The following is a 12,242-nucleotide window of genomic DNA, read 5'->3' as shown; positions in this document are numbered from 1 at the left end:
GCGCGCAGCCGCCGGCTCCGTCGCCCGAGGAAGGTCGTCCCGTGGTCCACGCCTACATCCTGATCCAGACCGAGGTCGGCAAGGCCGCCCAGGTGGCCACGACGATCAGTGAGATCGCCGGCGTGACCAAGGCGGAGGACGTCACCGGCCCCTACGACGTCATCGTCACCGCCGAGGCGCAGTCGGTCGACGAGCTCGGCCGCCTGGTGGTCGCCCGCGTGCAGTCGGTCGACGGCATCACGCGCACGCTGACCTGCCCCGTCGTCAACATCTGAGCCGCTGAGCGAGGACACCCCCGCCGCCGGGACCCCTCCTGCCGGGGGGCCGGCGGCCGCTCCGGCCCCCGCGCGGCGTCCCGACCCCCTGCGCCGGCTGGCGCTGCTCGCGACGGCGGTCGTCGTGCCGGTCCTCGTCGTCCTGGTCGTCCTGGTCAACGTCCGCGGTGGCAGCGACGACGGCCCGGCCGCGGACGTCGACGGCACCACCGCACCGCAGCGCGCCGAGGACCTGCCGGTGCTGCCGGTCGAGGTCCCCCCACCGACGCCGGAGGCCGACGCGAACTGCCCGGCGCTCATGGCCGCCCTCCCCCTCGACCTGACCGGGGAGCCCGCGCGGCTGGTCGACTCCGACACCCCCTACGCCGCCGCCTGGGGCGACCCGGCGGTGGTGCTGGTGTGCGGGGTGCCGCAGCCGGCCGGCCTGGTCGCCGGCGAGGGGCTGCTGCAGATCGACCGGGTCACCTGGTTCGTCGAGCAGACCGACGAGGCCACCACCTGGACCGCGGTCGACCGTGCCGCCCTCGTGCAGGTGACGCTGCCGCCCGACGTCGACAGCGCGCCGGTCACCGTCCTCAGCGGCGTCCTCGGCGACACCCTGCCGGCGCTCTGAGGCCCGCTCAGGCCGCCGGCAGCCGGTCGAGCTGGGCCCGCACGGCCTCGTGCACCTCGTCGGTGGCGGCCTGCTCGGTGACGGCGACGGCGGTCACCGCGACGCTGAACACCCCGTGCGCGCACCAGGCGAAGGCGGCCGGGCCGGACAGGCCGGTCGCGGGATCGGCGGCGGTCACGGTGAGCAGGCTGCAGCCGTCGGGCAGCGAGGACGGGTCGTGGCGCAGCACGCCGTCGTAGACCTCGGCGTCGTTGCCGGCCAGGTCCTGCGCGTAGGTGGCCGCACCGGTGGCGTGGTCGAACTGGTCGAGGAAGACGCTGGTCAGCGGGCCCGTCGTCGACCCCCAGAAGCGCTCCCAGCCGTGCCGGTAGCCGTAGTCCCGCAGCACCGCGCGCTCGCGGGCGGGGTCGTCGGAGTAGGTGGCGACGTCGTCGACGGTCTTCGCACCGGCGGACGGCTGCAGGTCGGCGTCGGGGATCCGGGGCAGCCCGGAGGGCACCTCCGTGAGCAGCAGCTCCCCGAGGTCCTCGACCGTCTCCGGCGTGGCCGGGGCGGCGACCTCCTCCGCCGGGATGGCGCCGGTCGACGTGCAGCCGGTGGCCGGCAGGAGCGACGCCAGCCCGGCGAGCACGGCCGCGAGGCGGCCGGGGGTCACCGGGAGGTCCGCTGGTCCCCTGGCCGGCCCGCGCGCGCCAGCGCCGAGGCGACCAGCCGGTCCACCAGCTCGGGGTAGGACACCCCGCTGGCCGCCCACATCCGCGGGAACATGGAGATCGGCGTGAACCCCGGCATGGTGTTGACCTCGTTGACCACGAGGCGCTCGCGGCCGTCGGGCCCGGTGCCGAGGAAGAAGTCCACCCGAGCCAATCCCTCGCAGTCCATCGCGAGGTAGGCGCGGCGGGAGGCCGCCTGCACCCTGCGCGTCTGCTCGGGCGTGAGGTCGGCCGGGACGTCGAACTCGACGGCGTCGTCGAGGTACTTGGCGTCGAAGTCGTACCAGTCGGTGCCGGGCTTGAGCCGGATCTCGGCGGGCAGGCTCGCCTCGGGCGGCCCGCCGTCGCGGCCGGCCAGCACGCCGCACTCGACCTCCCGGCCCGGCACGGAGGCCTCGACGACGACCTTCGGGTCGACGGCGGCCGCGGCGGCCACCGCCTCGGGGAACTGCGACCAGTCGGTGACCTTGGTGATGCCGATGCTGGACCCGGCGCGCGAGGGCTTGACGAACACCGGCAGCCCCAGCCGCTCGCGGTCGGCGGCCGACAGGGCGTCGGGGTCGGCCGTCAGCGCGCCCTCGGCGTCCCGGAGCACCACGTGGTCGCCCTGGGGCAGCCCCGCGGCGGCCAGGAGCTTCTTGGTGAACTCCTTGTCCATCGACGCGGCGCTGGCGAACACCCCGGACCCCACGTAGGGCAGCCCGCTCATCTCCAGCAACCCCTGGATGGTCCCGTCCTCGCCGTAGGTGCCGTGCAGCACCGGGAAGACGACGTCGACCTCGGTGAGCGCCGGGCCGATCGCCGCGGGGTGTCCATCCCCGCCCGACCCCAGCACGGCCAGCCCGCGCCCGGCCGGGTCGCCGACCAGTGACACCGCCGTCCCGCCGGTGACCTCGGGCAGCCGGCCGCCGTCGATGGCCAGCCGCTGGCCGGCGTCGGCGAGCACCCAGCGGCCGTCGCGGGCGATGCCGACCGGGACCACCTCGTAACGCTCCGGATCGAGCGCCGCCATCACGCTCCCGGCGGAGACGCAGGAGATGGCGTGCTCCGCGCTGCGCCCTCCGAACACGACCGCGACGCGCACCCTGCCGATCCCGCTCATCGCGGCCGACCCTAGTCGACCGCCCCGTGCGTCCCGCGGCTCCCGCAGGGCCGACACCGACACGGTGGGGGAACGGCGCGGTGTGGGAGCGGCGCGGTGTGGGAACCTCGTCCGCGATGCGGGAGAACGCGGCCCCTCCGGTGGACCCCCGGCCTCCGGCGACGACGGCGCACCAGGGGCACGACGAGCACGGGGACGCCCCGGCGCGCCGGTTCCCGCTGTCCCTGCGGCTGGCCGGCGCGGCGGTGCACCTCTACACCGCGCTGGGCTCGGTGCTGGCGCTGCTGGTGGTGCTCGCCGCGTTCGAAGGCGAGGCCGTCACCGCGCTGTGGCTCGGGCTGGCGGCGCTGTGGATCGACGGCACCGACGGGATGCTGGCCCGGCGAGCGCGGGTCAAGGAGACGATCCCCTGGTTCGACGGCTCGCTGCTCGACAACATCGTCGACTACCTGACCTACGTCTTCGCGCCGATCGTCCTGCTGTGGACCACCGGCGCGCTGTCGCACAGCTGGGTCGGGTGGCTGCTCGCCGCGTTCCCGCTGCTGGCCTCCAGCTACCAGTTCTGCCGGGTCGACGCGAAGACCGACGACCACACGTTCCTCGGCTTCCCGAGCTACTGGAACGTCGTCGCCTTCTACGCGGTGGTGCTGGACCTGTCGCAGGTCGTCGTCGCCGTCGTGCTGGTCGTCTGCTCGGTGCTGGTGTTCGTGCCGGTGCGCTACCTGTACCCCTCGCGCACCGAGGCGCTGTGGCCGGTGAGCATGGGCCTGACCGTGGTCTGGCTGGTCACCTACGCCGTGCTGCTCGTGCAGTACCCCGACCCACACCCCGTCGTCGTCGTGCTGTCCTTCGCCTACGTCGTCTACTACCTGGCCTTCAGCGGCTGGCTCACCGCCCGCGCCGCCCACCGCCGCCGCCGGGCCGCCCGCACCGCCTGAGCCGTCCCTGACGGCGAGGGTGTGCGCGGAGGCGGGACCCCGCGGCCGGGAACGCGGCCTCGGCGCACACGGTCGCAGCCGTTCGAGGGTGACGTGCGCCCCGGGCGCGCGCGGACGCCGAGCTGCGCCACGCACGCACATCACCTCGCGCACCGGGGCCCCCGTCACGGCCGGACGCTCAGAACGGGGCGCGGAGGACCAGCTCGACGTTGCGGTCGGCGGGCGTGCCGGCCAGCCCCGACCCCAGCCCGGCCCACGGCACGTTGGCCGCGAGCTCGCGGTGCAGGGCGGCCAGCGCGGCGGGGTCGCGGGCGGCCGGGTCGTCGGCGGCCGGCGGCCGGGCGGGGCTGTCGTGGTCGACCATCGTGCAGACCATCGACAGCGTGCCGTCGCCGTTGTCGAGCAGCTCCACCAGCCGGGCCTGCCCGGGCCAGTCGACGACGGCGCAGGTGGTCACCTCCCACAGGCCGCGGCCGGGCTCGTCGGGGTGCGCCCAGGGCCGCACCTCGCTGACGTGCGTGTGCCCGTTGAGCCACAGGACGACGTTCGGATAGCGGTGCAGCAGCGCGAGCAGCTCGGCGGCGCCCAGCGCGTCCTCGCCGTCCGCGGGCCGGCGGCCGAGGGCGTCGGACCGGGTCAGCGTGCTCACGCCGTGGTGGGACAGCAGCACCACCAGCCGGTCGGCGTTGCCCGTGGCGACCCGGCCGCCGTCGGGACCGGGCGCCGACGAGGACACCTCGCGCAGCCGGTCCTCCAGCCACCGCGCCTGCTCCGCGTCGACCGAGCCGGCCGTCCCGCCGGTCACCCGCGTGGTGTCCAGGCAGACCACCCGGACGCCGGGCAGGCCGTCCCAGGCGTAGTACGCGGTGCCCTCGCGCAGGTTGTCCTCGGTGAAGCCGTGACCGGTGGGCGCCCCGCCGTCGGCGAGGTGCGCCGCCACGAAGGCCCGCCGGTCGATGAAGCGGCGGTCGGCCACCGTGGTCACCGGGCGCGAGACGGCCGTGGTGAAGACCTCCGAGGAGTGCGTGAACAGCCGCAGGGCGTCGTCCAGCGGCAGGGTGGGGTCGACGTCGACCGGCTTGCGCCCGGAGCCCAGCAGGGCGGTCAGCGCGGGCGTGGGGACGCCGACGCCCTGGATGAGCGCCTCGTGGTTGCCGTGGCAGCCCAGCCAGGGCAGCCGCAGCCCCTCGGCGGCGAAGGCCGCGAACGCCGCCTCGAGCAGTCCGGGCCGCGCGGGGAAGCCGAAGCGCTCGTGGTGGACGCCGCCGTCGTCGTCGGGGCGCCAGAACAGGTCGTGCGGCCAGCCGGAGGCCTGCACGCCGTCGTAGGCGGTCAGCCCGGCCCCGGGTGAGACGACTCCCCCGCGCAGCACCGCCAGGTACAGCTCCAGCTCGTTCCACTGCGCGTTGTCGATGGCGTCGCCGGTGGTCACGACCACCTGCAGCGGCCGGCCCGTCCGCGGCCCGCCGGCCAGGCCGTTGAGCGTGCGCACCAGGGCGTCGACGGCGTGCGCGGTCAGCGCCTCCTGCGGCCGGTGCATGGGCACCAGCGCGCTCATCCGCGGATCGGCCTCGAAGCGGTGGAAGAACTCGAAGCGGGCCGGCGAGCAGACGTCGGCCAGCTGCAGGTCGGTGACGTGCGCCAGGCAGGCCACCACCTGCGTCCCCCGCCGCGGCGGCTCCCAGGTGGGCCCGACCAGCTCGCGGCGCACCCGGTGCGGCTCCCCGCCCGCCCAGGCCAGCGCCCGGTAGTCGCCGTCCCGGCCGGCCTGCAGCACCGGGCCGGCCGCGAGCACGCGGTCGAGGGTCGTGCGGCTCACGCGGGTCAGGCGGCGACGGCGTCGAGCGCGGCGGTGAGGTCGGCGACGACGTCGCCGGTGTCCTCGATGCCGCACGAGAAGCGCAGGAACCCGGCCGGGACCGCGTCCCCGCCCCACTGCGCCCGCCGGTCCACGGTGCTGTGCACGCCGCCGAAGCTCGTGGCCGCGGTCCACAGCCGGCTCGCGGCCAGGAACCGTGACACCGCCGTCTCGTCGGCGAGCTCGGCGGAGACGATGCCGAGCGGCCGCAGCATCTGCCGGGCGGCCAGGGCGTGCGAGGGGTCCGAGGGCAGCCACGGCCAGCGCACGCCGGTCACCGCGGGGTGCCCGGCCAGCGCCGCCGCCACCGCCGCGGCCGTCTCGCCCTGGCGGGCCAGCCGCAGGTCCAGCGTGCTCATCGAGCGGTGCCCGAGCCACGCGTCGAAGGCGCCGGGCGTGCTGCCGGTGTGGTCCCGCCAGCCCTTCACCCGGTCGAAGACCTCGTCGGAGGAGGTGCTGACGTGGCCGAGCAGGAGGTCGCTGTGGCCGGTCAGCGCCTTGGTGTCGGCGCCCACGGTGAGGTCCGCACCGAGCGCCAGCGGCCGCTGGCCCAGCGGGGTGGCGGTGGTGTTGTCCACGGCCAGCAGCGCACCGGCCGCGCGCGCGGCGCGGGCCACCTCCGCGACGTCGCAGACGTCGAGCAGCGGGTTGCTCGGCGTCTCGAGGAAGACCATCCGGGCACCCTCGAGGTCCCCGCGGGCGGCGACGTCGGCGATCTCGACGGTCGGCACGTACTCGACCCGCACGCCCAGGCGCTCGAGCTCGTCACGGGCGAGCAGCCGGGTCGTGTAGTAGCCGTCGGCCGGCAGCACCAGGCGGTCGCCGGCCGACACCAGCGCCATCACCGCCGCGGTGATCGCGGCCATGCCGGTGGCGAAGGACAGGCACCGGCCGCCGTCGAGCTCACCGACCGCCGTCTCGAAGGCGCGGGAGGTGGGGTGCTCGGTGCGGGCGTAGGCGTCGGCGCCGCCGGCGCGCGGCGGCAGGTCGCCGAGGTGGAAGGGCGCGGCGAAGACCGGCGAGGGGCGCAGCGGGGTGCCCGGCACCGGCGGGGCGTCGCCGGCGTGGACCGACCGGGTGCCGTCGCCCCACCCAGCAGGCAGCGTCACTCCGGCTTGGCCTCTCGGGACATGATCTCCTTCACCATCTGGGCGGCCGGGACGTCCTCGTGGCAGACCCGCACGACCGCCTCGGTCACCGGCACGTCCACCCCGTGGGCGCGGGCCAGGTCCAGCACCGGGCGGCAGCTCTTGACCCCCTCGGCGGTCTGCCGGGTGGTGGCCTGCACCTCCTCCAGCGACATCCCGCGGCCCAGCTTCTCCCCGAAGGTCCGGTTCCGAGACAGCGGCGAGCTGCAGGTGGCCACGAGGTCGCCGAGGCCGGCCAGCCCGGCGAACGTCGCGGGCTCGGCGCCCAGCGCCACGCCGAGGCGGGTGATCTCGGCCAGGCCGCGGGTGATCAGCGAGGCGCGGGTGTTGTCGCCGAAGCCCATGCCCTCGGCGATGCCGCAGGCCAGCGCGATGACGTTCTTCACCGCGCCGCCGAGCTCGCAGCCCACCAGGTCCTGGTTGGTGTACGGCCGGAAGTAGGGCGTCAGGCAGGCGGCCTGCAGCGCCGCGGCGCGGTCGGCGTCCGGGCAGGCGATGACCGTGGCGGCCGGCTGCTCCTCGGCGATCTCGCGGGCCAGGTTCGGCCCCGACAGCGCGGCCACCCGGTCGGGCCCGGCGCCGGTGACCTCGCAGATGACCTCGCTCATCCGCTTGGTCGTGCCGAGCTCGACGCCCTTCATCAGCGACAGCAGGGTCGCGTCCGCGGGCAGCAGCGGCGTCCACTCGAGCAGGTTGGCGCGCAGCGACTGCGAGGGGACGGCGAGCACGACGACGTCGGCGCCGTCGAGGGCCTGCGCGGCGTCGGTCGTGGCGCTCAGCGCGCCGGGCAGCGCCACCCCGGGCAGGTACTCGGCGTTCTCCCCCGACTCGGTGATCGCCCGGGCGAGCTCGGGCCGGCGGGCGTGCAGGGACACCGTGCAGCCGGCGTCGGCGAGGACCTTGGCGAAGGTGGTGCCCCAGGAGCCGGCCCCGAGGACGGCGGCGCGGGTACGCCGGCCGGAGAGGTCGGAGCCGCTCACGCGGCGTCCCCCGGCAGCGTGCGCCGCGGTCGGGGGGCGAAGACCGCCGGGGCCGGCTCGCCGCGCACCCCGGACAGCAGGTCGCGCACGCGGCCCATGATCACGTCGGTGGTCTCCCGCAGCAGCTCGGGGGTCAGCGCCCGGCCGGCGCGCACCTCGGCCCGCAGCGCGGAGAGGTCGACCGGCTCACCGAGGGCGTACTCGGTGGGCGTGCGGAACCGCAGGTGCAGCTTCTTGGCGTGGTAGTCGTGCACCCGCTGCGGGCCCCACTGGGCCACCGGGAGGACGACGGCGTCGGTGGTCAGCGCCAGCCGCGCGACGCCGGTGCGGGCCTGCATGGGCCACCAGTCGGGATCGCGGGTCACCGAGCCCTCGGGGTAGATCACGACGACGTTGCCCGCCTCCAGGTCGGCCGCCGCGGCGGCCAGGGAACCGCGGGCGTCGGCGGACCCGCGGGCGACCGGGATCTGCCCGGCGTGCCGGAGGATCTTCCCGGCCAGGCCCTTGAACACCGCCTCCTTGGCGAGGAAGTGCGGGATCCGCCCGTTGTCGTACACCAGGCGCGCGCAGGCCAGCGGGTCGAGCACCGAGACGTGGTTGGCCACGAGCAGCACCGGGCCGGTGCGCGGCAGCCGGTCGCCGTCGCGGTAGCGCAGGCGGAACAGCAGCGAGGCGGTCGGGTGGATGACCACGACCGCCAGCTTCAGCGACCACGGCAGCCGCCCGCGCACGTGCAGCGCGCGCCGCTCCGGCGCCGCGGTCCCGGAGGACTGCTCCTCGGTCACCGGCACCCCTCCCCTCGGTCGGACGACCGGCACATGATCGACCCTCCCCCGGGTCGGCGTGCGCACCGGGGGTCGCCGGCCTCCGCGCGGACGCCGCCGTGTGCTCACATGGACGCCGTGCGGTGGTCCCTGGTCGTCCCGGCGAAGCGGCTCGGCGCGGCCAAGACCCGCCTCGTCCCGCTCACCGGCGGCGGTCCCGGGCTGCACGCCGACCTGGTGCTCGCGCTGCTGGCCGACACCGTCGCCGCGGCCCGCGCCTGCGCCGCGGTGGCCGACGTCGTCGTCGTGACCGACGACGCGCGCGCGGCCGCCACCGTCCGGGCGCTGGGGGCGCGCACCGTTCCCGACGAGCCCGACCGCGGCCTGAACCCGGCGCTGGCCCACGGCGCCCGGGTCAGCGGCGGGGACGCCGTCGCGGCCCTGTCCTCGGACCTGCCGGCGCTGCGCCCGGAGGAGCTGGCCGCCGCCCTGGCCGCGGCCGCCACCACCGCGCGCTGCTTCGTCGCCGACGCCGCCGGCACGGGGACCACGCTGCTGACCGCGGCGGGGGTGCCGCTGGACCCACGGTTCGGGCGCGACTCGGCCGCCGCGCACGCCGCCGCGGGCGCGGTGGCCCTCGACGGCGGCTGGCCGGGACTGCGCCGCGACGTCGACACCCCGGCCGACCTCGCCGCGGCCGTGCGCCTCGGGGTCGGGACCGCGACGGCGGCGCTGCTGCCGCGGGTGCCCCGCCCCGCCGCCTGAGCGGCGGAGCACGGTCCTCGCCGTTCACCCCGGTGGGGCACGATGAGCCCGTGGCAGCCGAGACGACGACGCCCGAGGTCCCCGCACGACCCCCGGAGGAGCCGCCCGCGCTGCCGGCGGACCGCTTCCTCAACCGGGAGCTGTCGTGGCTGGACTTCAACGCGCGGGTGCTGGAGCTGGCCGAGGACGCGTCGCTGCCGCTGCTGGAGCGGGCCAAGTTCCTGGCGATCTTCGCCGGCAACCTCGACGAGTTCTACATGGTGCGCATCGCCGGGCTGAAGCGGCGGCAGAGCACCGGGCTGACCATCCGCTCCCCCGACGGGCTGACCATCCGCGAGCAGCTGGCCCGGGTCACCGAGCGCACCCAGGAGCTGGTGCACCGGCACGCGGTCTGCTTCCAGCAGGACCTCACGCCGCGCCTGGAGACCGAGGGCATCCGGATCGTGCACTGGGAGTCTCTCGCCGAGACCCAGACCCGGCGGCTGCGCGAGTACTTCCGCGACCAGGTCTTCCCGGTGCTCACGCCGCTGGCGGTGGACCCGGCGCACCCGTTCCCCTACATCAGCGGCCTGTCGCTCAACCTCGCCGTCGTGGTGCGCGACCCCGACACCGGCGGGCCGCGCTTCGCCCGGCTCAAGGTGCCCAACAACGTGCCGCGGTTCGTGCCCGTGGGGCCGGTCGACTCGACGGCGACGTTCCTGCCGCTCGAGGACCTCATCGCCGCGCACCTGCCGCAGCTGTTCCCGGGCCTCGACGTCCTCGACCACCACCTGTTCCGGGTGACCCGCAACGCCGACCTCGAGGTCGAGGAGGACCGCGACGAGGACCTGCTGCAGGCCCTCGAGCGGGAGCTGGCGCGGCGGCGCTTCGGCCCGGCGGTGCGGCTCGAGGTCACCGAGACCATGGACCCGCAGATCCTCGACGTGCTCGTCTCCGAGCTCGAGATGAGCCCGCAGGACGTCGTCACGGTGCCCGGGCTGCTCGACCTCTCCTCGCTGTGGGCGCTCTACGACCTCGACCGTCCGGAGCTCAAGGACGAGCCGTTCGTGCCGGCCACGCACCCGCGCCTGAGCGAGGGCGAGACGCCCAAGAGCGTCTTCGCGACGCTGCGGGAGGGCGACGTGCTCGTCCACCACCCGTACCACTCGTTCGCCACGAGCGTGCAGCGCTTCATCGAGCAGGCCGCCGCCGACCCGCACGTCCTGGCGATCAAGCAGACGCTCTACCGGACCTCGGGTGACTCCCCGATCGTCACCGCCCTGATCAGCGCGGCCGAGGCGGGCAAGCAGGTCGTCGTCCTCGTCGAGATCAAGGCGCGCTTCGACGAGCAGGCCAACATCACCTGGGCGCGGTCGCTGGAGCGGGCCGGCTGCCACGTCGTCTACGGCCTGGTGGGGCTCAAGACGCACTGCAAGACGGCGCTGGTGGTGCGGCGGGAGAACGGCGTGCTCCGCCGCTACGTGCACATCGGCACCGGCAACTACAACCCGAAGACGGCGCGGCTGTACGAGGACCTCGGCATCCTCACCGCCGACCCGCGGGTGGGCGCCGACCTCACCGACCTGTTCAACGTGCTCACCGGCTACTCGCGGCAGACGGCCTACCGGCAGCTGATGGTGGCGCCGCACGGCATCCGCAGCGGGCTCGTGGAGAAGATCCGCCGGGAGGCGCGGCACGCGGCCGAGGGCAGGCCCGCGGGCATCCGGTTCAAGGTGAACTCGCTGGTCGACGAGCGCATCATCGACGCCCTCTACGAGGCCTCCCGGGACGGCGTGCCGGTGGAGCTGCTCATCCGCGGCATCTGCGCGCTGCGCCCCGGCGTCCCGGGTCTGTCGGAGACGATCCGGGTGCGCTCGATCGTCGGCCGCTTCCTCGAGCACTCGCGGGTGATGTCCTTCGCCAACGACGGCGAGCCGGAGTTCTGGCTGGGCAGCGCCGACCTCATGCACCGCAACCTCGACCGCCGGGTCGAGGTGCTGCTGCGGGTGTGCGACGAGACCGCGCGCCGGCAGCTGCAGGCCGTGTTCGACGACGCGATGGCCCCCGGCGTGAGCTGCTGGGAACTCGGCCCCGAGGGGCGCTGGACCCGCACCGGGACCCAGGACCACCAGGCACGGCTCATGCGGCTGGTGACCGAGCATGCCGACTGAGCGGGCGCCGGTCGTCGCGGCCGCCGGCGGGGTGGTGTGGCGGCCGGCCGCCGGCGGCGGGATCGAGACCGTGGTCGTGCACCGCCCGCGCTACGACGACTGGTCGCTGCCCAAGGGCAAGCTCGACGCCGGCGAGAACGCCCTGACCGCCGCGGTGCGGGAGGTCCTCGAGGAGACCGGCCTGCGGGTCGTGGCCGGCCGGCGCAGCCTGCGCACCCGCTACGAGGTCGCCGCCGGGCGCAAGCAGGTGGACTACTGGCTCATGCGGGCGGTGGGCACCGAGGAGCCGTTCGAGCCCAACGACGAGGTCGACGAGCTGCGCTGGCTGCCGGTGGACGAGGCCGCGGCGCTCATGACCCACGAGCACGACCGGCGGGTGGTCACCGACCTCGTCCGCGACGACGTCCCGCGGGCGCCGTCGCTGTTGCTGGTGCGCCACGCCAAGGCCGGCAGCCGCAGCGACTGGGACGGCCCCGACGAGGAGCGGCCGCTGGAGGCCAGGGGATGGCGGCAGGCGCGGCAGCTCGCCGACGTCCTGCCGGTGTTCGGCCCGTGCGAGCTCCTGAGCGCCGAGCGGGTGCGCTGCCGGCAGACCCTCGAGCCGCTGACCGAGCGGACCGGTCTGCCGGTGCGCCCGGTGCCGGAGCTCGGCGAGGAGGAGTTCGCCGCCGACCCGCAGGCCGGCCTCGCGGTGGTCGAGCGGCTGCTGCAGCGGGCGGGGGACGACGGTGCGGAGCCCGGCGTCACCGTGGTCTGCAGCCAGGGCGGGGCGATCCCGTCGGTGCTGATGAGCCTCGGCGTCCGCTGGGAGGGGGTCGCCGGACGGCTGTACCCGCCGGCGGCGAAGGGCAGCGTGTGGGCGCTGGGCGGCCGCCCCGGGGCACTGGCCGCCGACTACTACCGCGACCTGGGCCCCGACCCCGACGCGCCCTGACC

The 12,242-nt window shown here is 75.7% G+C and carries 12 protein-coding genes; 6 read left to right on the top strand and 6 right to left on the bottom strand.

What is annotated here, in order from left to right:
* Positions 1-41: 41 nt before the first annotated feature.
* On the top strand, positions 42-275 hold the full coding sequence (locus tag HLV61_RS07200) for an Lrp/AsnC ligand binding domain-containing protein (protein ID WP_093580013.1): 234 nt from the start codon (positions 42-44) through the stop codon (positions 273-275).
* A 124-nt stretch (positions 276-399) separates the two neighbouring features.
* Entirely contained in the window at positions 400-888 is a 489-nt protein-coding gene (locus tag HLV61_RS07195) for a DUF3515 domain-containing protein (RefSeq protein WP_369253755.1), read from the top strand.
* Between the two features lie 7 nt (positions 889-895).
* On the opposite strand, the gene HLV61_RS07190 is transcribed toward HLV61_RS07195, so the two are convergent.
* Positions 896-1,543: a hypothetical protein gene (locus HLV61_RS07190; protein ID WP_369253753.1), complete on the bottom strand. Its 648-nt coding sequence runs from the start codon at positions 1,541-1,543 to the stop codon at positions 896-898.
* Positions 1,540-2,703, bottom strand: a complete 1,164-nt coding sequence (locus tag HLV61_RS07185) for a D-alanine--D-alanine ligase family protein (RefSeq protein WP_369253751.1) — start codon at positions 2,701-2,703, stop codon at positions 1,540-1,542. The genes HLV61_RS07190 and HLV61_RS07185 overlap by 4 nt, the downstream gene beginning before the upstream one ends.
* A 98-nt stretch (positions 2,704-2,801) precedes the next feature.
* On the opposite strand from HLV61_RS07185, the gene HLV61_RS07180 reads away from it, so the two are divergent.
* Positions 2,802-3,641: a CDP-alcohol phosphatidyltransferase family protein gene (locus HLV61_RS07180; protein WP_369253749.1), complete on the top strand. Its 840-nt coding sequence runs from the start codon at positions 2,802-2,804 to the stop codon at positions 3,639-3,641.
* Between the two features lie 178 nt (positions 3,642-3,819).
* On the opposite strand, the gene HLV61_RS07175 is transcribed toward HLV61_RS07180, so the two are convergent.
* From HLV61_RS07175 to HLV61_RS07160, 4 genes are read right to left on the bottom strand one after another with little or no spacing between them, the layout of a single operon-like run.
* Positions 3,820-5,460, bottom strand: coding sequence for a TIGR03767 family metallophosphoesterase (locus HLV61_RS07175; RefSeq protein WP_369253747.1), 1,641 nt, complete (start codon positions 5,458-5,460; stop codon positions 3,820-3,822).
* Between the two features lie 5 nt (positions 5,461-5,465).
* Complete coding sequence (locus HLV61_RS07170; RefSeq protein ID WP_369253744.1) at positions 5,466-6,608, bottom strand: cystathionine gamma-lyase; 1,143 nt, start codon at positions 6,606-6,608, stop codon at positions 5,466-5,468.
* Positions 6,605-7,627 carry an NAD(P)H-dependent glycerol-3-phosphate dehydrogenase gene (locus HLV61_RS07165; RefSeq protein WP_369253742.1) on the bottom strand — a complete coding sequence of 341 codons (1,023 nt, stop codon included), beginning with the start codon at positions 7,625-7,627 and terminating at the stop codon, positions 6,605-6,607. Before HLV61_RS07165 ends, HLV61_RS07170 begins: the two co-directional genes overlap by 4 nt.
* Positions 7,624-8,412, bottom strand: a complete 789-nt coding sequence (locus HLV61_RS07160; RefSeq protein WP_369253739.1) for a lysophospholipid acyltransferase family protein — start codon at positions 8,410-8,412, stop codon at positions 7,624-7,626. The genes HLV61_RS07165 and HLV61_RS07160 overlap by 4 nt, the downstream gene beginning before the upstream one ends.
* Positions 8,413-8,520: 108 nt before the next feature.
* Here HLV61_RS07160 and cofC point away from each other — a divergent pair, with 108 nt between their 5' ends.
* From cofC to HLV61_RS07145, 3 genes are read left to right on the top strand one after another with little or no spacing between them, the layout of a single operon-like run.
* Positions 8,521-9,156, top strand: coding sequence for a 2-phospho-L-lactate guanylyltransferase (gene cofC, locus HLV61_RS07155; RefSeq protein ID WP_369253737.1), 636 nt, complete (start codon positions 8,521-8,523; stop codon positions 9,154-9,156).
* Positions 9,157-9,206: 50 nt separating this feature from the next.
* Positions 9,207-11,306, top strand: a complete 2,100-nt coding sequence (locus tag HLV61_RS07150) for an RNA degradosome polyphosphate kinase (protein ID WP_369253735.1) — start codon at positions 9,207-9,209, stop codon at positions 11,304-11,306.
* The gene (locus tag HLV61_RS07145; RefSeq protein ID WP_369253733.1) at positions 11,296-12,240 is read left to right on the top strand and encodes an NUDIX hydrolase; all 945 of its coding nucleotides are present in this window, start codon (positions 11,296-11,298) and stop codon (positions 12,238-12,240) included. Before HLV61_RS07150 ends, HLV61_RS07145 begins: the two co-directional genes overlap by 11 nt.
* Positions 12,241-12,242: the final 2 nt, after the last annotated feature.

Origin of the sequence: Geodermatophilus amargosae (assembly GCF_041028265.1) — a bacterium.
Taxonomy (GTDB): domain Bacteria; phylum Actinomycetota; class Actinomycetes; order Mycobacteriales; family Geodermatophilaceae; genus Geodermatophilus; species Geodermatophilus amargosae_A.
This window is presented reverse-complemented; position numbering and strand designations above follow the sequence as displayed.

What these genes read in the sequence shown, in the direction of transcription:
- HLV61_RS07185 (WP_369253751.1), bottom strand. Translation starts at nt 2,703, where the DNA reads ATGAGCGGGATCGGCAGGGTGCGCGTCGCGGTCGTGTTCGGAGGGCGC.
- cofC (WP_369253737.1), top strand. Translation starts at nt 8,521, where the DNA reads ATGGACGCCGTGCGGTGGTCCCTGGTCGTCCCGGCGAAGCGGCTCGGC.
- HLV61_RS07145 (WP_369253733.1), top strand. Translation starts at nt 11,296, where the DNA reads ATGCCGACTGAGCGGGCGCCGGTCGTCGCGGCCGCCGGCGGGGTGGTG.